This is a genomic window from Streptomyces sp. NPDC006430, from assembly GCF_040612395.1.
Classification (GTDB): domain Bacteria; phylum Actinomycetota; class Actinomycetes; order Streptomycetales; family Streptomycetaceae; genus Streptomyces.
Genome location: NZ_JBEXQA010000006.1, coordinates 186020 through 208293 on the forward strand (window position 1 = coordinate 186020; position 22274 = coordinate 208293).

Annotated in this window: 20 protein-coding genes; 14 read left to right on the plus strand and 6 right to left on the minus strand. The window is 69.4% G+C overall.

Going from position 1 to position 22274, the window contains the following annotated elements; all coding sequences use genetic code 11:
* Positions 1–2: 2 nt before the first annotated feature.
* Positions 3–281: a hypothetical protein gene (locus ABZZ20_RS12165; protein WP_356869306.1), complete on the plus strand. Its 279-nt coding sequence runs from the start codon at positions 3–5 to the stop codon at positions 279–281.
* An 86-nt stretch (positions 282–367) separates the two neighbouring features.
* Here the strand turns inward: ABZZ20_RS12165 and ABZZ20_RS12170 are convergent, their stop codons facing one another.
* Positions 368–1141, minus strand: a complete 774-nt coding sequence (locus tag ABZZ20_RS12170; protein ID WP_356869307.1) for a hypothetical protein — start codon at positions 1139–1141, stop codon at positions 368–370.
* Positions 1142–1226: 85 nt separating this feature from the next.
* On the opposite strand from ABZZ20_RS12170, the gene ABZZ20_RS12175 reads away from it, so the two are divergent.
* From ABZZ20_RS12175 to ABZZ20_RS12185, 3 genes are all read left to right on the plus strand, one after another.
* Positions 1227–2060, plus strand: coding sequence for an adenosylcobinamide-GDP ribazoletransferase (locus tag ABZZ20_RS12175; RefSeq protein WP_356869308.1), 834 nt, complete (start codon positions 1227–1229; stop codon positions 2058–2060).
* A 58-nt stretch (positions 2061–2118) separates the two neighbouring features.
* Positions 2119–2820: a response regulator transcription factor gene (locus tag ABZZ20_RS12180; protein WP_356869309.1), complete on the plus strand. Its 702-nt coding sequence runs from the start codon at positions 2119–2121 to the stop codon at positions 2818–2820.
* Between the two features lie 221 nt (positions 2821–3041).
* A complete protein-coding gene (locus ABZZ20_RS12185; protein ID WP_356869310.1) occupies positions 3042–6161 on the plus strand; it encodes an efflux RND transporter permease subunit in 3120 nt (1039 codons plus the stop codon).
* A 73-nt stretch (positions 6162–6234) separates the two neighbouring features.
* On the opposite strand, the gene nadA is transcribed toward ABZZ20_RS12185, so the two are convergent.
* Positions 6235–7422 carry a quinolinate synthase NadA gene (gene nadA, locus ABZZ20_RS12190; protein ID WP_356869311.1) on the minus strand — a complete coding sequence of 396 codons (1188 nt, stop codon included), beginning with the start codon at positions 7420–7422 and terminating at the stop codon, positions 6235–6237.
* A gap of 302 nt (positions 7423–7724) precedes the next feature.
* Here nadA and erpA point away from each other — a divergent pair, with 302 nt between their 5' ends.
* Complete coding sequence (gene erpA / locus ABZZ20_RS12195; RefSeq protein ID WP_030010511.1) at positions 7725–8081, plus strand: iron-sulfur cluster insertion protein ErpA; 357 nt, start codon at positions 7725–7727, stop codon at positions 8079–8081.
* A gap of 115 nt (positions 8082–8196) precedes the next feature.
* Here the strand turns inward: erpA and ABZZ20_RS12200 are convergent, their stop codons facing one another.
* Positions 8197–9654, minus strand: coding sequence for a hypothetical protein (locus ABZZ20_RS12200; RefSeq protein ID WP_356869312.1), 1458 nt, complete (start codon positions 9652–9654; stop codon positions 8197–8199).
* A gap of 77 nt (positions 9655–9731) precedes the next feature.
* Positions 9732–9947 carry a hypothetical protein gene (locus ABZZ20_RS12205; protein WP_356869313.1) on the minus strand — a complete coding sequence of 72 codons (216 nt, stop codon included), beginning with the start codon at positions 9945–9947 and terminating at the stop codon, positions 9732–9734.
* A 131-nt stretch (positions 9948–10078) separates the two neighbouring features.
* Here ABZZ20_RS12205 and ABZZ20_RS12210 point away from each other — a divergent pair, with 131 nt between their 5' ends.
* Positions 10079–11056 (plus strand): carbohydrate kinase family protein, encoded by a 978-nt coding sequence (locus ABZZ20_RS12210; protein WP_356869314.1) that lies wholly within the window; start codon positions 10079–10081, stop codon positions 11054–11056.
* 69 nt (positions 11057–11125) lie between these two features.
* Here ABZZ20_RS12210 and ABZZ20_RS12215 read toward each other — a convergent pair whose 3' ends face one another.
* A complete protein-coding gene (locus tag ABZZ20_RS12215; protein WP_356869315.1) occupies positions 11126–12505 on the minus strand; it encodes an aminotransferase class V-fold PLP-dependent enzyme in 1380 nt (459 codons plus the stop codon).
* Positions 12506–12788: 283 nt separating this feature from the next.
* Between ABZZ20_RS12215 and coxB the strand changes: the two genes are divergently transcribed.
* The 4 genes from coxB to ABZZ20_RS12235 all read left to right on the plus strand — a co-directional run bounded on the left by coxB (position 12789) and on the right by ABZZ20_RS12235 (position 17245).
* Complete coding sequence (coxB, locus tag ABZZ20_RS12220) at positions 12789–13760, plus strand: cytochrome c oxidase subunit II (protein ID WP_356869316.1); 972 nt, start codon at positions 12789–12791, stop codon at positions 13758–13760.
* On the plus strand, positions 13757–15487 hold the full coding sequence (ctaD, locus tag ABZZ20_RS12225) for a cytochrome c oxidase subunit I (RefSeq protein WP_356869317.1): 1731 nt from the start codon (positions 13757–13759) through the stop codon (positions 15485–15487). Before coxB ends, ctaD begins: the two co-directional genes overlap by 4 nt.
* Positions 15484–15882: a cytochrome c oxidase subunit 4 gene (locus ABZZ20_RS12230; RefSeq protein WP_356869318.1), complete on the plus strand. Its 399-nt coding sequence runs from the start codon at positions 15484–15486 to the stop codon at positions 15880–15882. The genes ctaD and ABZZ20_RS12230 overlap by 4 nt, the downstream gene beginning before the upstream one ends.
* 118 nt (positions 15883–16000) lie before the next feature.
* Complete coding sequence (locus ABZZ20_RS12235; protein ID WP_356869319.1) at positions 16001–17245, plus strand: Ig-like domain-containing protein; 1245 nt, start codon at positions 16001–16003, stop codon at positions 17243–17245.
* Positions 17246–17437: 192 nt separating this feature from the next.
* Here ABZZ20_RS12235 and ABZZ20_RS12240 read toward each other — a convergent pair whose 3' ends face one another.
* A complete protein-coding gene (locus ABZZ20_RS12240) occupies positions 17438–17839 on the minus strand; it encodes a hypothetical protein (protein WP_356869320.1) in 402 nt (133 codons plus the stop codon).
* Positions 17840–18037: 198 nt separating this feature from the next.
* Between ABZZ20_RS12240 and ABZZ20_RS12245 the strand changes: the two genes are divergently transcribed.
* From ABZZ20_RS12245 to ABZZ20_RS12260, 4 genes are all read left to right on the plus strand, one after another.
* On the plus strand, positions 18038–18658 hold the full coding sequence (locus ABZZ20_RS12245; protein WP_048476286.1) for a heme-copper oxidase subunit III: 621 nt from the start codon (positions 18038–18040) through the stop codon (positions 18656–18658).
* A 76-nt stretch (positions 18659–18734) separates the two neighbouring features.
* Positions 18735–19544 (plus strand): c-type cytochrome, encoded by an 810-nt coding sequence (locus ABZZ20_RS12250; RefSeq protein WP_356869321.1) that lies wholly within the window; start codon positions 18735–18737, stop codon positions 19542–19544.
* On the plus strand, positions 19541–20599 hold the full coding sequence (locus ABZZ20_RS12255) for a Rieske 2Fe-2S domain-containing protein (protein WP_356869322.1): 1059 nt from the start codon (positions 19541–19543) through the stop codon (positions 20597–20599). Before ABZZ20_RS12250 ends, ABZZ20_RS12255 begins: the two co-directional genes overlap by 4 nt.
* On the plus strand, positions 20596–22221 hold the full coding sequence (locus tag ABZZ20_RS12260) for a cytochrome bc complex cytochrome b subunit (protein WP_356869323.1): 1626 nt from the start codon (positions 20596–20598) through the stop codon (positions 22219–22221). The genes ABZZ20_RS12255 and ABZZ20_RS12260 overlap by 4 nt, the downstream gene beginning before the upstream one ends.
* Positions 22222–22274 lie beyond the last annotated feature (53 nt).

Genomic DNA, 22274 nt, shown 5'->3' on the forward strand with positions numbered 1-22274 from the left:
TCATGATTGTCCGCATCATGGGGGAAGGCCAGTGGAAGTTGGACGACGCTCACTTCGCCGAGCTGAACGGGCTGGACGACGAGCTGCTCGCGGAGATGGAAGCCGGTGACGAGGACGGCTTCCGGCGCACGCTGGGCGCGTTGCTCGACGCGGTACGGCGGCTCGGCGAGCCGCTGCCGGACGACGCCCTGGAACCGTCCGAGCTGATCCTTCCCGCCTCCGAGGCCTCGCTCGAAGAGGTTCGGGAGTTGCTCAGCGACGACGGCCTGATCCCGGGCTGAGCGCCCGTCAGGACACGGACACGGACACGGACGTGACGGCGCCCGGTCCGCCCCTTCCAGGGGGCGGGCCGGGCGCCGCCGCGTGGTCAGTGCTTCGTCGGTTTCGTGGAGACCGCGGCCTGCGGTGGATCGGGAGTACCGCCGATGAAGTTCTCGAACCTGCGGCGGGGGGCAGCCCAGCGCCGGTCGTGGTGGAAGGCGCGCAGCGTGGCCTTCGCGCGGGCCCGCGGGCGCCTCGCGTAGAACCTCTTGGCATAGGGGGAGGTGGGCCGGGCCAGCCGGACCGCGCCGATCAGTGCCACCAGGGGGATGACGGTACCGAAGAGCGCGGTGCGTGCCTTGCCCTTCCACAGGGCGACCAGGGCCAGGAAGAAATTGGTGGCGGTGTTCATGACGATGAGCCCGCGGCTCTGCCGCTCGTCGGTGGTCAGGTCGTTGACGCCGAAGGGCAAGAACCCGCCCAGGACCAGCGCCACCAGGGCGGCCGTCAGGACCACGATCTCGACGCTCTTGCGCCCCTGTTCGCTCCAGTAGACGTCGTCGAGGTGCAGGATCAGCGCGAACTCGTCCAGCACCAGGCCGGCACCGATCCCGAAGATGACGGCGGAGAGCATGGCGCCGAAGCCGTACCGGCCGCTGCCGACGGCACCGAACCCGCCGATGATCACGAGGATGACGCCGGGCACCACGTGGTGGACGTGCATCCCGCCCGGGGTGACGTTCTTGAAGGGGCCCCGACCGGCCCGGATCAGGCGGGTGATCACCCGGGTGACCAGGAACGACAGGACGAACGACAGCAGGGCGAGGAGCAGCGGGAGCTTCCCCGGTTCGACGATGTTCCGATACCACCAGTGACCCATACCGCAGCTTCCCGTCGTGGCGGCTCCCCGATTTTCCCGTAATGGGCAATTTACCGCTCCCGGCGAGCGGGTAGCGTTCGCGCCGATGACAGATTCGTTCGACGATCAGCCCGCGGAGTCGAACACGACCCCGCCCGCGCACCGCGCCTCGTTCCCCGACGGCGTGCGCTTCGCGTTCGGCACGCTCACCGTGCTGCCCGCCCGCATCACTCGCTGGGACCGGCCCGCGGCCCGCACCGGCATGGCCTGTGCCCCGCTCGCCGGGCTCGTCGTGGGTGTGCTCGCGGCCGTGCCCGGAGTGCTGTTGCTGGTCCTGGGCGGGGGCCCGTTGCTCGCGGCGGCCGTCGCCGTGGCCGTGCCGGCCGCACTGACCCGGGGGCTACACCTGGACGGCCTCGCCGACACCGCCGACGGGTTGGGCAGTGCGAAGCCGGCCGACGCGGCGCTGCGCATCATGAAGCAGTCCGACATCGGCCCCTTCGGAGTGGTGGCGCTGATGCTGGTGATGCTGATCCAGGTCGCGGCGTTGTCGAACGCCTACGCCGACAGCTGGGTCCGCGGCGCCCTCGCATCGGTCCTGGCGGCCGTCACCGCCCGACTGGCCATGACGCTCGCCTCCCGCGAAGGCGTACCGGCGGCCCGCCCCGAGGGGTTGGGAGCGGCGGTCGCCGGGGTGGTCCCGCGCGGCTCGGCCGCACTGGTCGCCGCGTCGGTGGTGGTCCTGTCCGCGGCCGTGGCCGCGCCGCTCGGCCCGTGGGCAGCCGCCCGGTCCGCGGGGGCGGTCCTGGTCGCCCTGGCCGTGGCGGAGTTGCTGCTGCGCCGGTGCGTGCGCCGCTTCGACGGCGTCACGGGCGACGTCTTCGGCGCTCTCGCCGAGACCTCGGCGACGACCGCACTGGTGGTTCTGGCCCTGGGCTGACCCCGGGCCACCGGGCCCGGGAGCCCGGCCCGGTCGGGGGAACGCGTAGGGTCGGGGCGTGGAAGAGACGCCGACGACCATCAAGGTGCTGCTCGCCGACGACCAGGCCCTGCTGCGCAGCGCCTTCAAGGTGCTCGTCGACTCCGAGCCCGACATGGAGGTCGTCGGTGAGGCCTCCGACGGCGCCCAGGCCTACGCGCTCGCCCGGCAGACCCGGGCCGACGTCGTGCTCATGGACATCCGGATGCCCGGCACCGACGGGCTCGCCGCCACCCGCATGATCGGCGCGGACCCCGAACTCGGCGCCGTCCGCGTGGTCATGCTGACGACGTTCGAGGTCGACGAGTACGTCGTCCAGTCCCTGCGGGCCGGCGCCTCCGGCTTCCTGGGCAAGGGCGCCGAGCCCGAGGAACTGCTCAACGCGATCCGTGTCGCCGCCGCCGGGGAGGCGCTGCTCTCGCCGGCCGCCACCAAAGGGCTCATCGCCTCCTTCCTCGCCCAGGGCGGGGGAGCGGACCCGGCCGCCCCGGCCTCGGCGCACGCCGAGCGGCTCGCCGCGTTGACCGGCCGGGAACGCGAGGTCCTCGTCCACGTCGCCGCGGGCCTCTCCAACGACGGGATCGCCGGTCGGCTGGAGGTCAGCCCCCTCACCGTCAAGACGCACGTGAACCGGGCGATGGCCAAGCTCGGTGCCCGCGACCGGGCCCAATTGGTGGTCATCGCCTATGAATCGGGACTGGTCCGGCCCCGGGGCGAGTAGCGGCACGGCCCACGGCACGGGCCCCGGTACGGGCCCCGGCACGATCCGCGGTGCGACCCACGGCGAGGCCGCGCAGTACGGCCGCGTACTGCGGACGCGGTATGCCGCACATAAGGACGGCACCTGGGGGCGACGCAGCACCACCCCCGGGTGGGCAAAGCTGAAGGGCCCCGCGGCCTTCGCGGTCCACGCGCACGCCACTGCAGAGAGATCCCACACCCATGTCCTGGCTGTCCCGCTTCAGCCTGGCCCAAAGAGCGCTGATCGGCCTCGTCTCGATCACCGCACTGCTCTTCGGCGCCATTGCCATCCCGCAGCTCAAGCAGCAGCTGCTGCCGTCCATCGAACTGCCGATGGTGTCCGTGCTCGCGCCGTACCAGGGCGCCTCGCCCGACGTGGTGGAGAAGCAGGTCATCGAGCCGATCGAGGCCACCCTCAAGGGCGTTGACGGCATCACCGGCATCACCTCCACCGCCAGCGAGGGCAACGCCCTCATCATGGCCAAGTTCGACTACGGCGACAGCGGCACCAAGCAGCTCGTCGCCGACGTCCAGCAGGCCGTGAACCGGGCTCGCGTCCGGCTGCCCGCCGAGGTGGACCCGCAGGTCGTGGCCGGTTCCACCGACGACATCCCGACCGTCGTCCTCGCCGTCACCTCGGACAAGGACCAGCAGGCGCTGGCCGACCAGCTGAACCGTTCCGTCGTACCGGTCCTCGAAGACGTCCCGGGCGTCGGCCAGGTCAGCGTCGACGGGGTCCAGAACCTCCAGGTCACCGTCACCCCCGACAACGCCAAGCTGGCCGCCGCAGGCCTCGACGGCGCCGGCCTCGCCCAGGGCCTCCAGGCCGGCGGCGCGACCGTCCCCGCCGGTTCCTTCGACGAGGCGGGCAAGAACCGGACCGTCCGCGTCGGCGGCGGCTACACCTCGCTCGCCCAGCTGGAGGACCTGCGCCTGAGCGCCGGCCCCGGCAAGCCGGCCGTACGCCTGGCCGACGTCGCCACCGTCAAGCAGGAGCCGGCCAAGGCCGTCTCCCTCACCCGGACCAACGGCAAGCCCAGCCTCGCCCTCGTCCTCACCATGGACAAGGACGGCAGCGCCGTCGCCATCTCCGACGCCGTCCGGGACAAGCTGCCCGAGCTGCGCTCCACCCTCGGCGCCGGCGCCGAACTGACCGTGGTCAGCGACCAGGGCCCGCCCGTCGCCAAGTCCATCTCCAGCCTGACCACCGAGGGCCTGCTCGGCCTGCTCTTCGCGGTGATCGTGATCCTGGTGTTCCTGGCCTCGCTGCGCTCGACCCTGGTCACCGCGGTCTCCATCCCGCTGTCCGTGGTCCTCGCGCTGATCGTGCTGTGGACCCGCGACCTGTCGCTCAACATGCTGACGCTGGGCGCGCTCACCATCGCCATCGGCCGCGTCGTCGACGACTCGATCGTGGTCCTGGAGAACATCAAGCGCCACCTCGGCTACGGCGAGGAGCGCGAGTCCGCCATCATCTCCGCGGTCAAGGAGGTCGCCGGCGCGGTCACCTCCTCCACGCTCACCACCGTCGCCGTCTTCCTGCCGATCGGCTTCGTCGGCGGCATGGTCGGCGAGTTCTTCGGCCCCTTCTCGCTCACGGTGGCCGCCGCCCTGCTGGCCTCGCTGATCGTCTCGCTGACGGTCGTGCCGGTGCTCTCGTACTGGTTCCTGCGCGCCCCCCGGGGCGCTGCCGAGAACCCCGACAAGGCGCGGCGCGAGGCCGAGGAGAAGGAAGCCAAGAGCCGCCTCCAGCGGTTCTACGTACGGGCCCTGGGCCTGGTCACCCGGCGCCGGATCGCCACCCTGTCCGTAGCGGTCGTGGTCCTCGTCGCCACCTTCGGGATGGCTCCCCTCCTGAAGACCAACTTCTTCGACCAGGGTGAGCAGAGCGTCCTGACGGTCAAGCAGCAGCTGCCCCCCGGTACCTCACTGGCCGCCTCCGACCAGGCGAGCCGCACCGTGGAGAAGGCCCTGACCGGGGTCAAGGGCGTCAAGGACTACCAGGTCACCGTCGGCTCCTCCGGCTTCCTGGCCGCCTTCGGCGGCGGTACCGGGTCCAACCAGGCCTCGTACCAAGTCACCCTGGAGGACTCCGGTGACTCGGAGGCCGTCAAGAAGCGCATCGAGGACGCCCTCGGCCAGCTCGACGGCATCGGCGACACCAGCATCTCCGCGGGCGGCGGCTTCGGCAGCCAGAACCTCAGCGTGATCGTCAAGGCGGGCGACGCGGACGTCCTGGCGAAGGCCGCCGAGCAGGTCCGGGCCGAGGTGGCCACGCTCTCGGACGTCACCGACGTGCAGAGCGACCTGTCGCAGTCCGTGCCCCGGATCTCGGTGACCGCCACCCCGAAGGCGGCCGAGGCGGGCCTGAACCAGGCCGCGCTCGGCGCGATCGTGGCCCAGGCCGTACGGGGCAACCCGGCGGGCAAGGCCGTCCTGGACGACACCGAGCGGGACATCGTCATCAAGTCCGCGCAGCCGGCCACCACCCTGGCCGAACTGCAGGCGCTCCCCGTCGGCCCGGTCCGGCTCGGTGACGTCGCCGAGGTCAAGGTGGTCCCCGGCCCGGTCTCGATGACCCGCATCGACGGCGCCCGCGCCGCCACCGTCACCGCGAAGCCGGTCGGCGACAACACCGGCGCGATCGGTGCCGCGCTCCAGACGAAGATCAAGGCGCTCGACCTGCCCGAGGGGGCGACGGCCACCATCGGCGGCGTCTCCGAGGACCAGAGCGACGCCTTCGCCTCGCTGGGCCTGGCCATGCTCGCAGCCATCGCGATCGTGTTCATGCTGCTCGTGGCCACGTTCCGCTCGCTGATCCAGCCGCTGATCCTGTTGGTCTCCATCCCGTTCGCCGCGACCGGCGCACTCGGCCTGCTGCTGGTGACCGGCACGCCGTTGGGCGTTCCGGCCATGATCGGCATGCTGATGCTCATCGGCATCGTCGTGACCAACGCGATCGTCCTGATCGACCTGGTCAACCAGTACCGCGCCCAGGGCCTCGGGGTCGTCGAAGCGGTCATCGAGGGCGGCCGGCACCGGCTGCGCCCGATCCTCATGACGGCACTGGCGACGATCTTCGCCCTGCTGCCGATGGCGCTCGGTGTCACCGGTGAGGGCGGGTTCATCTCGCAGCCGCTCGCGGTGGTGGTCATCGGAGGCCTCGTCAGCTCGACCCTGCTGACGCTGCTCCTGGTGCCGACCCTCTACACGGCCATCGAGCTCCGCAAGGAGCGCCGCCGCGCGAAGCGCACGGCCCGCCTGACGGTGGTCCCGACCCCGTCGGCCTCGTCGGACGAGGAGACCCCGGCCACGGTCTGACCGTGGGCCACGCGTACGAAGAGGGGCGCCCCGCGCGGCGGGGCGCCCCTCTTCGGCGATCGGTGTTCCGGGACTACGGGAGCGCGAGCATGCGCTCCAGGGCGAGCTTCGCGAAGCTCTCCGTCTCCTTGTCGACCTGGATCTGGTTGACAAGGTTGCCCTCGGCCAGCGACTCCAGGGTCCAGACCAGGTGCGGGAGGTCGATGCGGTTCATCGTGGAGCAGAAGCAGACCGTCTTGTCGAGGAAGACGACCTCCTTGTCCTGCGAGGCAAATCGATTCGCCAGGCGGCGGACGAGGTTCAGCTCGGTGCCGATGGCCCACTTGGAGCCGGCCGGGGCCGCCTCCAGCGTCTTGATGATGTACTCCGTCGAGCCGACGTAGTCCGCGGACGCCACGACCTCGTGCTTGCACTCGGGGTGGACGAGGACGTTCACGCCGGGGATACGGGCGCGCACGTCGTTGACCGAGTCGACCGAGAACCGGCCGTGCACGGAGCAGTGGCCGCGCCACAGGATCATCTTGGCGCCGCGCAGCTCCTCGACGGTCAGGCCGCCGTTCGGCTTGTGCGGGTTGTAGAGCACGCAGTCGTCGAGGGACATGCCCATGTCGCGGACGGCGGTGTTGCGGCCCAGGTGCTGGTCCGGGAGGAAGAGCACCTTCTCGCCCTGCTCGAAGGCCCAGCCCAGGGCCCGCTCGGCGTTGGACGAGGTGCAGATCGTGCCGCCGTGCTTGCCGGTGAAGGCCTTGATGTCGGCGGAGGAGTTCATGTACGAGACGGGGACCGTCACGTCGGCGATGCCCGCCTCGGTCAGCACGTCCCAGCACTCGGCGACCTGCTCGGCGGTGGCCATGTCGGCCATGGAGCAGCCGGCGGCCAGGTCGGGCAGGACGACCTTCTGGTTGTCCGAGGTCAGGATGTCCGCGGACTCGGCCATGAAGTGGACGCCGCAGAAGACGATGTACTCGGCCTCCGGCTTGGCGGCAGCGTCCTTGGCGAGCTTGAAGGAGTCGCCAGTGACGTCGGCGAACTCGATGACTTCGTCACGCTGGTAGTGGTGGCCGAGGATGAAGACCTTGTCCCCGAGCTTCTCCTTGGCCGCGCGGGCGCGCGCCACCAGGTCCGGGTCCGACGGCGAGGGCAGATCGCCGGGACACTCCACCCCGCGCTCGCTCTTGGGGTCGGCCTCGCGGCCGAGCAGCAGCAGGGCAAGGGGCGTCGGCTGGACGTCCAAAGGCTGGGCGGTGGTCACGACACGCACCCTTTCTGTTCCGCGACAAGGGGACTTCCGAAGCGGGGCTTCGACTTCTCGTCTATTTGACGCTATCTATGATAGCCGCTTCACGTCACTTTGACGATGCCGATAGTGTCGATGTGACGAATTCGCCCCGTAAGCGGCCGGTCCGTCGGGTCCACCTCTCCACGGGGGTGTGCGAGCATGAATATCTGAAACATGCGTCGGGTCCGGAATGAATCCGCGGCCCCGCTCGTTGCCATCGACGGCAAGAGTCCGACGTTTCCCTGCCTGAGGCGGGGAGCCGCCCACTTCGGGAGTGAATGCAGATGTCCGTACAGGACGACAAGACCACTGTGAGCGACGGCATCCTCCTGTCCGACGCCGCCGCCGAGAAGGTCAGGACCCTGCTGGAGCAGGAAGGCCGCGATGACCTGGCGCTCCGCGTCGCCGTCCAGCCCGGTGGCTGCTCCGGCCTGCGCTACCAGCTCTTCTTCGACGAGCGCTCCCTCGACGGAGATGTCGTCAAGGACTTCGACGGCGTGAAGGTCGTCACGGACCGGATGAGCTCCCCCTACCTGCACGGCGCCTCGATCGACTTCGTCGACACCATCGAGAAGCAGGGCTTCACGATCGACAACCCCAACGCCACCGGCTCCTGCGCCTGCGGCGACTCGTTCAGCTAAGCCCGTACGGCTGGGTCCAGTACGGCTGAGCCCGTACGGCTGGGTCCAGTACGGCTGAGCCCGTACGACGAAGGCCCCCGGCACCGAGCGGTGCCGGGGGCCTTCGCATGCCGGGCTACTGCCGGGGGAGCGGCTTGCCCGTGGTCGCGTCGATCACCTTGCGCTCGCCGAGCGGCTGCTGGAGCGTCGCCGACACGGTCATCTCCTGGGCCAGCAGGATGCAGGCCCGGCCCGGCTCGTTCGGAGTGTCGGTGATCCTCACCGTGACCGAGCCGGCCTCCTCCCGCGCCTCCAGGGCGTAGGTGCTGCACACCCCGCCCCAGAAGTTCACCGTCAGCTTCCGGTCGGCGTTCGTGTACGAGACCCCGGGCACGGTACGCCCGCCCTTGGGAGCCGTCGGGGCCGCGGAGGCGTTCTCCCCGGCCGCCTGGACGACCGTGTGCGGGGGCGCGCCCTTACCACCGTCCACCTCGAAGAGCCAGGCCGGCACCAGGCCACGCGCCCCGTCCACCGTTCCCGGGGCCAGCCCGAGCACGGCCCCCCGTACGGTCTCGGTCCGCGGCGGCTTCATCGGGCGCGGCTCGGGGTTGCAGGGCGGCGTGTCCGTGGGCCCGACCGGGGTGTCCGGGGTCAGCGGGACCGCGGTCGCGCAGCCGCTGGGGCCGGTTCCCGTACCGTCCGACCCGGCCGAGGCGCGGTTGAGCCGGGCCAGCGCCTCGACGGCCCCGACCACCGGCTGCTCGGCGGCGCGGGTGGGTGCCTTCAGCTCGCCGCTGCCCGCCACCACCTGCGCGTCCGCGCCCACGCTGACCTTGGTGGACCATCCTTGGGTGGGCATTGCGCCGATCACCGGGTCGGCGTTCACCACGCGGACGGCGCCCTGGGTGAGCCGGGCGTCCAGCTTGGCGCCGCTCTGGCCCACGGCGGCGAGCACCGGGGCGGCGGCGGCCTTGGCGGCCTCCTCGGTCACCGGCTTGCCGCCCTGTGCGCCGTTGCCTCCGGTGCCGGCCGCGTCCTGGGCCCCCTGGGGCAGGGTGGCGGGGCCGCAGGTGTCCTTGCCGCGCTGGCAGTCGTCCCCGGCGCCGTTGCCGGGCTGGAAGCGGGAGAAGTTCCAGGTTCCGGGGGCCTTCAGGTTCACCGCGAGCCGGGGGCCGGAGCCGTCCGCGGTCTCCCCGACCTGCCAGATCTCGCCGTTGAGCCGCGGGGCGCCCTGGATGCCGAGGGCCGTCGCGAGCCGGGCCACCTCTTCCGAGGTGACCTCCCCGGTCGCGGCGAAGGTCGGCGCGGTCGCCGGGGCCTCGGGCAGCGGCACGTCCGCCCGGTAGGTCACCCCGCTGCCGTGCGGATCCGGCTCGCCCGGGGCGATGCCCGGCCCGGGGGGGCTCGGCTCGACGCGGGGCGCCGAGGCCGCGCTGTCAGCCGTACGGCCGCCCGTCGCACCGTCGCCGTGGGCCGTCGACGCCCAGTACGCCGTACCGCCGCCGGTGAGCAGGACGGCGGCGGCGATCGAGCCGATGGCCCAGGCCGGCCGCCGCCGTGTGCCGCGTGATGTGTCGGGTTGTTCGCTGGTCACCGCTTGCTCCTTCGCCCGTACCGCCGTGGCTGATGCCGGTGTGACGGAGCGGGCGGCCATCCGGTTCCGCGGCTCCGCTAGTCGCCGTACTCGGCCGTGGAGGCGATCAGACGGGCCGAGGCCGGAGGGACGCTGATCCCGTGGATCTGCGAGGGCGCCACCCGGGCCGGCCGGGGGTCCGCCGGTACCGCCCAGTGCGGGGCCATCCTGGCGCAGTCACCCAGCAGCCGTGCGAAGCCGGGCCGCGTGTCGGCGGTGTACTCGGTGTACCCGAAACCATCGGTGTAGGTCATGGGGCACGGTAGGCACGGCGCGGCGGGCGGAGAAAGACCTACTACGGGGTAGTTTCGGGCGGTCGGCTGCCGGGCTGCGACCGGGTAGCTTTGACTGTCCCCTCGCCGACCTTCGCAGGAGCATCCACGCCGTGCGTATCGCAGTCACCGGCTCCATCGCCACCGACCACCTCATGACCTTCCCCGGCCGTTTCGCCGACCAACTCGTCGCGGACCAGCTGCACACGGTCTCCCTCTCCTTCCTCGTCGACAACCTCGACGTACGGCGGGGCGGCGTCGGCCCGAACATCTGCTTCGGCATGGGCCAGCTGGGCATCAACCCGATCCTGGTCGGCGCGGCCGGCTACGACTTCGACGAGTACCGTGCCTGGCTGGACCGGCACGGCGTCGACACCGCGTCCGTACGGATCTCCGAGGTGCTGCACACCGCGCGCTTCGTGTGCACCACGGACTCCGACCACAACCAGATCGGCTCCTTCTACACGGGCGCGATGAGCGAGGCCCGCCTGATCGAGCTGAAGGCGGTCGCGGACCGGGTGGGCGGTCTCGACCTGGTCCTCATCGGCGCCGACGACCCCGAGGCGATGCTGCGCCACACGGAGGAGTGCCGGACGCGGGGCATCCCGTTCGCGGCGGACTTCTCGCAGCAGATCGCCCGGATGGACGGCGAGAACATCCGCACCCTGATGGAGGGCGCGACGTACCTCTTCTCGAACGAGTACGAGAAGGGCCTGATCGAGTCGAAGTCCGGCTGGACGGACGAGGAGATCCTCGCCAAGGTCGGCACCCGGGTGACGACGCTGGGCTCCCGGGGCGTGCGGATCGAGCGGGCCGGCGAGGAGCCGATCGTGGTCGGCTGCCCGGAGGAGACGGCGAAGGTCGACCCGACGGGCGTCGGCGACGCGTTCCGCGCGGGCTTCCTGACCGGTCTGGGCTGGGGCGTGGGCCTGGAGCGGGCCGCGCAGCTCGGGTGCATGCTGGCCACGCTGGTCATCGAGACGCTGGGCACGCAGGAGTACACCCTGGCCCGGGCGCACTTCATGGAGCGCTTCACGAAGGCCTACGGCGAGCCCGCCGCAGCCGACGTCCGCAGCCACCTGGCGGCCTGACCTCCGCCGCGGGGTGCCGGGCCCGGCACCCCGCGGCCCCGCCCGACGGGCCCAAGGGCGTCCGTCGCCTCAGACCTGGCGGCGGACGGTGTACGCCACCCCCGCGGGGCGGGGGGCCTCACCCAGGTAGGTGTGGCCGCGCATCGCGCACCACGCGGGGATGTCCAGCCGTGCCACCTCGTCGTCCGACAGGACGGTCACGGTCCCCCCGACCGGGACCGTACGGATGACCCGGGCCAGCTCGATCACCGGCTGCGGGCAGCGCAGGCCGAGGGCGTCGACCTCCAGCGCGTCCGCAACCGGCTCGTCCGGCGCCGGTTCCGTCACCCCGAGGGTGGCGCGGACCCCCGCCACCACCCCCGGTAGGACCTCCAGGAAGCCGTTGACCTCCTGCGCAGTCGTCCCCCTCGGTAGGGAGACCCGTACGTTTCCCTCCGACAGCACGCCCATCGCCCGCAGCACGTGACTCGGGGTCAGCGTGGAGCTGGTGCAGGAGGAGCCGGAGGAGACGGAGTAGCCCGCCCGGTCCAACTCGTGCAACAGGGTCTCGCCGTCGACGTACAGGCAGGAGAAGGTGACCAGGTGCGGCAGCCGCCGCTCAGGGTCCCCGACCACCTCCACGTCCGGCACCAGCCGCGCCACCCGGCGCCGGATACGGTCCACCAGGATCCTCAGCCGGGCCGCTTCCGCGTCGGCCTCGGCCCGTACGGCCCGCAGCGAGGCCGCCGCCGCCACGATGGCCGGGAGGTTGGTGAAGCCGGGGGAGCGGCCCGACTCCCGTTCGTCGGCGGGCCCTTGGGGCGAGAAGCGGACCCCCTTGCGGACTGCCAGCAGCCCGACCCCGGCCGGCCCGCCCCATTTGTGCGCGCTCGCGGTGAGCACCGACCAGTCGCCCGCCACCGGCCCCCAGCCCAGCGACTGTGCAGCGTCCACCAGCAGCGGCACCCCGGCCGTCGCACAGGCCTCGGCCACCTCCGCCACCGGCTGTACGGTGCCCACCTCGTGGTTGGCCGACTGGAGGCAGGCCAGGGCCGTCGACGCGTCCAGGGCGCAGGCGTATTCCGCCGGGGACACCGCGCCGCTGCGGTCCACCGGGACCAGGGTCACCGTCCCCCCGGCCGCCTCGTGCGCCGCCGCCGCATGGAGGACGGAACTGTGTTCGACCGCCGATGCGACCATGTGGCCGCCGACGCGCCGCCGGCCGGCGAGGACTCCGGCGACGCCGGTGTGAACCGCGTGCGTTCCCGAAGGAGTGAACACGAGCTCGTCGGGGCGACAGCCCACCGCCTCCGCAGCGGCCTCGCGCGCCGCGTCCAGCAGCAGTCTGGCGCGCCGGCCTTCCCGGTACAGCCGGGCGGGGTCGGCCCAGCCCTCGTCCAGGGAGGCCTGCAACGCCTGCCGTGCCACGGGGTGCAGGGGGGCGGCGGACGCGGTGTCGAAGTACGGCATCCGGCCACGCTAACCGGCTGGCGCGGCCACCCGAGGTCAGGGGCCGTCAGATGCCCCCCGCAGGCCGCCGTTCGGGGGGTGTTGGGCCGTCCCCCGTACGGCGGATCCATCCCTTCGGGGGCAGTAGCGGCGCGTTGGGCACCCTCCCCGCGCGACCCCAAATAGCGTCCAGTAGGGTTTGGTCCGCATAAACATCCAAACCCCTGCCTGCGTCAGGGCCGGCGACCGACCCGAATACGGCCGCGGCCGGCCGCGCGGGCCGAGACTCTCGGGAAGGCGCTACGTGAGTCCCTACGGCTCCGACCGCTCGCCGCGGCGCCCGATGCGGCGGAAGCTGCTGCAGGCGCTGACTGCGGGCGTGGTCCTGGCGACCGCCACTGGTTGCTCTTACAACTGGCAAGACTTCCCCCGCCTCGGAATGCCCTACCCCGTCACGGAGGAGGCGCCTCGCATCCTGTCCCTGTGGCAGGGATCGTGGGCGGCCGCTCTGGCCACGGGCATCCTGGTGTGGGGCCTGATCCTGTGGAGCGTCATCTTCCACCGGCGCAGCCGGACCAAGGTGGAGGTCCCCCCGCAGACCCGGTACAACATGCCGATCGAGGCGCTGTACACCGTGGTCCCGCTCATCATCGTCTCGGTGCTGTTCTACTTCACCGCGCGTGACGAGTCGAAGCTGCTCGCGCTCTCCAAGCCGGCGCACACGATCAACGTGGTCGGCTTCCAGTGGAGCTGGGGCTTCAACTACGTCGAGAACGTCGACGGTGACGGGGCGACCCCGAAGGCGGGCGCGGTTCCGAAGGAGCTCGCCTCCATCCCGGACCGCTTCTCCAAGGACTTCCCCGCAGGCGCCGAAGGTGTCTACGAGAAGGGCGTCCCCGGCGACCGCAACCCGCAGACCGGTAACCCCGGGCCGACCCTCTACCTGCCCAAGGGCGAGAAGGTCCGTTTCATCCTGTCTTCGAACGACGTCATCCACTCGTTCTGGGTGGTCCCGTTCCTCTTCAAGCAGGACGTCATCCCGGGTCACACCAACGTCTTCGAGGTCACGCCGTCGCAAGAGGGCGTCTTCATGGGCAAGTGCGCCGAGCTCTGCGGCGTCGACCACTCCCGGATGCTCTTCAACGTCAAGGTCGTCTCGCCCGAGGAATACCGGGCGCACCTCAAGGAACTGGCCGAGAAGGGGCAGACCGGCTTCCTCCCGGCCGGCATCAAGCAGACTGACCCGGCCCGGAATGCGGAGACGAACAAACTGTGAGCATCCTCAACGAATCTCAGGGTGCCGCCGCCGACTCGTATGAGAGCGAGTTGCCGGTGCGGCGCAAGCAGCCGGGCAATGTCGTCGTGAAGTGGATGACCACTACCGACCACAAGACCATCGGCACGATGTACCTGGTCACGTCGTTCGTGTTCTTCATCATCGGCGGCATCATGGCGCTCTTCATGCGCGCCGAGCTGGCCCGTCCGGGCATGCAGATCATGTCGAACGAGCAGTTCAACCAGGCGTTCACCATGCACGGCACGATCATGCTGCTGATGTTCGCCACCCCGCTCTTCGCGGGCTTCGCGAACTGGATCATGCCGCTGCAGATCGGCGCGCCCGACGTGGCGTTCCCGCGGCTGAACATGTTCGCGTACTGGCTGTACCTCTTCGGCTCGATCATTGCGACGGCCGGCTTCGTCACCCCGCAGGGTGCGGCCGACTTCGGCTGGTTCGCCTACTCCCCGCTGACCGACGCGGTCCACTCGCCCGGGATCGGCAGCGACATGTGGATCATGGGCCTGGCCTTCTCGGGCTTCGGCACGATCCTCGGCTCGGTCAACTTCATCACCACGATCATCTGCATGCGCGCGCCCGGCATGACGATGTTCCGCATGCCGATCTTCACTTGGAACGTGCTGCTGACCGGTGTTCTGGTCCTGCTCGCCTTCCCGGTGCTGGCCGCCGCGCTCTTCGCGCTGGAGGCCGACCGCAAGTTCGGTGCGCACGTGTTCGATGCGGCCAACGGCGGCGCGCTGCTGTGGCAACACCTCTTCTGGTTCTTCGGACACCCCGAGGTGTACATCATCGCCCTGCCGTTCTTCGGCATCATTTCCGAAGTGATCCCGGTCTTCTCCCGCAAGCCGATGTTCGGTTACATCGGTCTGATCGCGGCGACGATCGCGATCGCCGGCCTCTCGGTGACCGTGTGGGCCCACCACATGTACGTCACCGGCGGTGTGCTGCTGCCGTTCTTCTCGTTCATGACCTTCCTGATCGCGGTCCCGACCGGTGTGAAGTTCTTCAACTGGATCGGCACCATGTGGAAGGGCTCGCTGTCCTTCGAGACCCCGATGCTCTGGGCCGTCGGCTTCCTGATCACCTTCACCTTCGGTGGTCTGACCGGCGTCATCCTGGCCTCGCCCCCGATGGACTTCCACGTCTCCGACTCGTACTTCGTCGTCGCGCACTTCCACTACGTCATCTTCGGCACCGTGGTCTTCGCGATGTTCTCCGGCTTCCACTTCTGGTGGCCGAAGTTCACGGGCAAGATGCTGGACGAACGCCTCGGCAAGATCACCTTCTGGACGCTGTTCGTGGGCTTCCACGGCACGTTCCTGGTGCAGCACTGGCTGGGTGCCGAGGGCATGCCGCGTCGTTACGCGGACTACCTCGCCGCAGACGGCTTCACCCTGCTGAACACGATCTCCACGATCAGCTCGTTCCTGCTCGGCCTGTCGATGCTGCCCTTCATGTACAACGTCTGGAAGACGGCGAAGTACGGCAAGAAGGTCGAGGTCGACGACCCGTGGGGTTACGGGCGCTCGCTGGAGTGGGCGACCTCCTGCCCGCCGCCGCGGCACAACTTCCTCACCCTGCCGCGGATCCGTTCCGAATCCCCGGCGTTCGACCTGCACCACCCGGAGATCGCGGCCCTCGACCACCTTGAGGACCACAGCGCCGGCACCAAGGCCGTCACCGGTGGCAAGGAGGCCGGCAAGTGAAGATCCAAGGCAGGATGTTCCTCTGGCTCTCCGTCTTCATCCTGATCATGGCCGTCGTGTACGGCGTGTGGGCGAAGGAACCCGTCGGAACCACCGCGCTCTTCCTGGGCTTCGGCCTGAGCGTCATGATCGGCTACTACCTGGCCTTCACGGCCAAGCGCGTGGACGAGATGGCCCAGGACAACCTGGATGCCGACGTCGCCGACGAGGCGGGCGAGCTGGGCTTCTTCTCCCCGCACAGCTGGCAGCCGCTCTCGCTGGGCATCGGCGGTGCGCTCGCGTTCATGGGCGTCATCTTCGGCTGGTGGCTCATGTACTTCTCGGCCCCGATCATCGTGATCGGCCTGTGGGGCTGGGTGTACGAGTACTACCGCGGTGAGAACCAGAACCAGTAGGACCACAGCACCACAGTCAAAGACCTAGGGCCCGGATACCTCCAATGGAGGAGTCCGGGCCCCTCGTTTGGAGTCATCCGGCGCGCCGTAATTGTCATATTTTCATAGCGTTGGCTCCATGAAGCACTCACCGCGTCTTTGGACGGTACTCAGCTGCTCCCTGCTGGTCGCGTCCCTCGTGGCCGGCGCCACCGCCTGCGGGTCCGGCGACGACCCGCTGTCAGCCCGCCCGTTCGACGCGGGCGATCAAGTCGCTTTCAACCAGCCCAAGGGCGGCCGCCCCGTCGATCCCGACCGGCCCCTGGAAGTCACCGCCAAGGCGGGTAGCGGGCGCATCACCGACGTGACCGTCGTGGACACCCAGGGCCGCCGCCTCGCGGGCGAACTGAGCGCCAAGGGCGACCGCTGGCACAGCACCGTCCCGATGGCCGCCGGCGTGCACTACGCGGTCACGGTGACCACCGAGAACGAACGCGGCGCTCCAGGGCGGCGCACGCTGATGTTCGAGACCACTCCGGCCAAGAAGGTCCTGAAGGTCGAATTCGGGCCGGACGCGGGCAAGTACGGCGTCGGACAGCCCATCACGGCCGAACTCAACGAGCCCGTCAAGGACAAGGCCGCCCGCGCCCTGGTCGAACGCGGCCTGATCGTCGACACCCCGTCGGGGGTCGAAGGCGCTTGGCACTGGGTGGACGACAAGCATCTCCACTTCCGCCCCAAGGAGTACTGGCCCGCCCACTCCACCATCTCCGTACGGAGCAATCTGGAGGGCGTCAAGATCTCCGACGAGCTCCACGGGGCCATCAGCAAGCCGCTGAAGCTGGAGATCGGGGATCGCGTCGAGGCCATCACCGACGCGTCCTCCCACCACCTCACGTTCAAGCGGAACGGGGAAGTGATCAACACCATTCCGGTGACCACCGGAAAGCCCGGCTTCTCCACCCGCAACGGGGTCAAGGTGGTGCTCGGCAAGCAGTACTACGTCCAGATGCGCGGCGACACCGTCGGCATCGGCGGCAGCGAGTACTACAACCTGCCCGTCTACTACGCGACCCGCGTCACCTGGAGTGGTGAATACGTCCACGCCGCGCCGTGGTCCGTGGACTCCCAGGGCTACGAGAACGTCAGCCACGGCTGCACCGGCATGAGCACGGGCGACGCGGCCTGGTTCTACGCGAACATCACCGAAGGCGACATCGTCAAGGTCGTCAACAGCATCGGCAACGACATGGAACCCTTCGGCAACGGCTTCGGCGACTGGAACGTGGACTGGAAGGACTGGCGCGAGGGCAGCGCCCTGCTCAAGGGAACCCAGGACGGCCGCAGCCCGGTGGACCAGGCCCGACTGCGCCCGCAGGTCTGAACACCCGGGCCCGGGGCGACCCGTACGGCCCCGTACCGGCGCGCAGGAGCCTCACAGGAGCCCTGCGCGCCGGCGGCGGTTGCGGGGCCGGCGCGGGCCGTACCGCGCCGTGCCCGGCCCTTGCGCGCCGTGCCCGGGTACGCGAACGGGCGCGGGGCGTCCGAGGGGCGGGCGGGCGTGCTACCGCACGGGCTACGCGTCCAGTGACAGCCGCGGGCGCAGGAGGCCCGCCAGGGCGTCCGCGAACTCCACCGGGTCGACCGGAAGGGTCACCGCCGCGTCCGCGCGGCTCCAGGTGGCCAGCCAGGCGTCCTGCGGACGTCCCATCAACAGCAACACCGGCGGGCATTGGAAGATCTCGTCCTTGATCTGCCGGCACACCCCCATGCCGCCCGCCGGAACCGCCTCGCCGTCCAGGACGCACACGTCGATGCCACCCGCGTCCAGTTCGCTCAGGACGGCCGGCAGCGTGGCGCACTCCACGAACTCGACCGGCGGCAGGTCCGCGGCCGGCCTGCGCCCGGCCGCCAGTCGCACCTGCTCCCGGGTGCTCGCGTCGTCGCTGTAGACCAGAACCCGTGCAGTCGACTGCATTTCGTTCCTCCACGGTGCCGTGAATCACGTTGATGTTGCGCGGGATGCTACTCCGTCCGACCCGCTGTCAACATCGGTTCGCACAGCCCCGCCGGTGAGCGCTCGCGGCCGATCTGATGGGCCGTTCGGGCCTTGCACACGCCCCTGACACTCCGAACGGCACCCCCCGGGGTGAGGGCGGGATAAGCGACCGACATAATGTCGGTCGTGGCGACAGCAACGACAGTAGATACCGGGCACGCGCACCCGACGGTCAACCGGCCGAACCTCGTCAGCGTCGGAACCATCATCTGGTTGAGTTCCGAGCTGATGTTCTTCGCGGCCCTCTTCGCGATGTACTTCACCCTGCGATCCGTGACAGGCGCCGAGTACTGGACAGAACAGGCTTCGGCCTTGAATCTGCCCTTCTCGGCGACGAACACGACGATCCTGGTGCTTTCCTCGCTCACCTGCCAGCTCGGAGTATTCGCAGCCGAGCGCGGTGACGTGAAGAAGCTCCGGTCGTGGTTCATGATCACGTTCGTTATGGGTGCGATCTTCATTGGCGGCCAGGTGTTCGAGTACACCGAGCTGGTCAAGCACGAGGGCATGTCCCTCAAGTCAGGTCCGTACGGCTCGGTGTTCTACCTGACCACCGGCTTCCACGGTCTGCACGTGACGGGCGGTCTCATCGCCTTCCTGCTGGTCCTCGGCCGGACGTACGCGGCCAAGAGGTTCACCCACGAACAGGCCACGTCGGCCATCGTCGTGTCCTACTACTGGCACTTCGTCGATGTCGTCTGGATCGGCCTCTTCGCGACGATCTACCTGATCAAGTAGCGAACACGTCACCGGGCTCGACCCGGCACTCCATCCAGACACACCGACGCAGAAGATCCTGACACCGGGGTAATCCGTGAAAAAGCTCTCCGCACGACGACGCCATCCGCTGGCGGCGGTCGTCGTTCTACTCCTCGCGCTGGCGGCCACTGGGGGGCTGTACGCCGCCTTCGCCCCCGCGGGCAAGGCGCAGGCCGATGAAACCGCCCAGTCCCTCGCCATCGAGGAGGGCAAGAAGCTCTACGCCGTGGGTTGCGCAAGCTGCCACGGAACCGGCGGTCAGGGTTCCACTGACGGCCCCAGCCTGGTCGGCGTCGGCTCCGCGGCCGTCGACTTCCAGGTGAGCACGGGCCGTATGCCCGCCCAGCAGCCCGGCGCCCAGGTGCCGAAGAAGCCGGTCATCTACACCCAGGCGCAGACCGACCAGCTGGCCGCGTACATCGCATCCCTCGGTGCCGGCCCGATCACGCCGGCCGAGAGGCAGTACGAAACGGCGGGCGCCGACATCGCCAAGGGTGGTGAGCTGTTCCGCAACAACTGCGCGCAGTGCCACAACTTCACCGGCGAGGGCGGCGCACTGACGAACGGCAAGTACGCCCCCAACCTTGAGGGCGTCGAGCCGAAGCACATCTACGAGGCCATGCTCACCGGCCCGCAGAACATGCCCTCCTTCCCGGACAGCACCATGCCGACGAAGGAGAAGAAGGACATCATCGCGTACATCCAGCACGTGAACGGCGAGAAGTCGGTCAGCCCTGGCGGCCTGAAGCTCGGTGGCCTCGGCCCCGTCTCCGAGGGTCTGTTCGGCTGGATCTTCGGTCTGGGTGCGCTGATCGCTGTCGCCGTCTGGGTCGCGGCCCACACCGCTAAGGCCAAGAAGTCATGAGTAGCCAAGAGATTCCCGAAGAGAAGCACCTGCCGAGCGAGCAGGGCGACGCGCACCACGGTGGCGTAGCAGTCGCGGACGACCCGTTCGCCGACCCGGGCCTGCCGGTCCACAAGCCCCGTATCCAGGACATCGACGAGCGGGCCGCGAAGCGCTCCGAGCGCACCGTGGCGATGCTGTTCACGCTGTCGATGCTGGCCACGATCGGCTTCATCGCCTCGTACGTGACCATTCCGGTCGACAAGATCGTGTACATCTTCCCGGTCGGGAAGGTGAGCGCGCTCAACTTCGCCCTGGGTCTGACCCTGGGCACCGCCCTCTTCTGCATCGGCGCGGGCGCGGTCCACTGGGCCCGCACCCTGATGTCCGACGTGGAGGTCGCCGACGAGCGCCACGAGATCGCGGCGCCGGCGGAGGTCAAGGCGAAGGTCCTGCAGGACTTCGCCGACGGTGCGGACGAGTCCGGCATCGGCCGCCGCCCGCTGATCCGCAACACGATGCTGGGCGCGCTGGCCATGCTGCCGCTGTCCGCCGTCATGATCCTGCGCGACCTGGGCCCGCTGCCCGAGGAAAAGCTCCGCAAGACGGTCTGGGCCAAGGGCAAGCTGCTCATCAACCAGAACACGATGGAGCCGCTGCGTCCCGAGGACGTCCCGGTCGGTTCGCTGACCTTCGCCATGCCCGAGGGCCTGGAGGAGGAGCAGCACGACTTCCAGACGCAGATCGCCAAGGCTGCCCTGATGATCGTCCGGATCAAGCCGGAGGACATCAAGGACAAGCAGGAGCTTGAGTGGTCCCACGAGGGAATCGTGGCCTACTCCAAGATCTGTACCCACGTCGGCTGCCCGATCAGCCTGTACGAGCAGCAGACCCACCACGTGCTCTGCCCGTGCCACCAGTCCACCTTCGACCTCTCCGACGGCGCCCGTGTCATCTTCGGCCCGGCTGGCCACGCGCTTCCGCAGCTGCGGATCGGCGTGAATGGCGAAGGCTTCCTCGAGGCGCTCGGCGACTTCGAAGAGCCCGTCGGTCCTGCATTCTGGGAGCGCGGATGAGCACTGCCACCGATTCGAAGCGCAAAGCGCCGGCCGGCGAACGCGTAGCCGACTGGGCGGACGGCCGCCTGGGCATCTACAGCCTGGCCAAGTCCAACATGCGCAAGATCTTCCCGGACCACTGGTCCTTCATGCTCGGTGAGATCTGCCTCTACAGCTTCATCATCATCATCCTCACGGGTGTGTACCTGACGCTGTTCTTCCACCCGAGCATGAACGAAGTCGAGTACCACGGCTCGTACGTGCCGATGCAGGGCGTCCTGATGTCCGAGGCGTTCGCCTCGACGTTGAACATCAGCTTCGAGGTCCGTGGCGGTCTGCTCATCCGGCAGATCCACCACTGGGCGGCCCTGATCTTCGTTGCGGGCATGGTCGTGCACATGATGCGCGTCTTCTTCACCGGCGCGTTCCGCAAGCCGCGCGAGGTCAACTGGATCTTCGGCTTCCTGCTGCTGGTCCTCGGCATGTTCACCGGTTTCACCGGTTACTCCCTGCCGGACGACCTGCTCTCGGGCACCGGTGTCCGCTTCATGGAGGGCGCGATCCTGTCCGTGCCGATCGTCGGCACGTACATCTCGTTCTTCCTCTTCGGCGGCGAGTTCCCCGGCGGCGACTTCGTCGCACGGTTCTACTCGATCCACATCCTGCTGCTGCCCGGCATCATGATGGGCCTGCTGGTGGCCCACCTGATCCTGGTCTTCTACCACAAGCACACCCAGTTCGCGGGTCCCGGCAAGACGAACAACAACGTCGTCGGCATGCCGCTGCTGCCGGTCTACATGGCCAAGGCCGGAGGCTTCTTCTTCCTGGTCTTCGGTGTCATCGCGGCCATCGCGGCGATCGCCTCGATCAACCCGATCTGGGCGCTCGGCCCGTACCGCCCGGACCACGTGTCCACCGGTGCGCAGCCCGACTGGTACATGGGTATGCCGGAAGGCCTGATCCGTGCCATGCCGGGCTGGGAGATCAACCTGTGGGGCCACACGCTCGTGCTGGGCGTGTTCATCCCGCTGCTGCTCTTCCCGCTGGTGCTGGGCGCGATCGCCGTCTGGCCGTTCATCGAGTCCTGGGTCACCGGGGACAAGCGCGAGCACCACATCCTGGACCGCCCGCGCAACGTCCCGACCCGTACGGCCTTCGGTGTCGCCTGGATCGCGGAGTACATCGTGCTGCTGATCGGCGGTGGAAACGACATGTTCGCGCAGTACTTCCACCTCTCGATCAACAACATCACGTGGTTCGTCCGGATCGGCTTCTTCGCCGTACCGGTCCTCGCCTTCATCGTCACCAAGCGCATCTGCCTCGGCCTGCAGCGCCGGGACCACGACAAGGTGCTGCACGGTCGCGAGACCGGCATCATCAAGCGCCTGCCGCACGGTGAGTTCATCGAGGTCCACGAGCCGCTGTCGCAGGGCCAGCTCCACACGCTCACCGCGCACGAGCAGTACAAGCCGATCGAGATCGGCCCGACGGTCGACGAGAACGGTGTCGAGCGCAAGGTCGGCCGCATGGAGAAGCTCCGCGCGAAGCTCAGCAAGGGCCTCTACGCGGAGAACAACCAGATTCCGAAGCCCACGGTGGAGGAGTACAAGGAGATCCAGAGCGGCCACGGCCACCACTGATCCCGCTTGAGGGACTGATTTCGGTCAGTCCTGGTGTCGCCACGGCGAGAGCC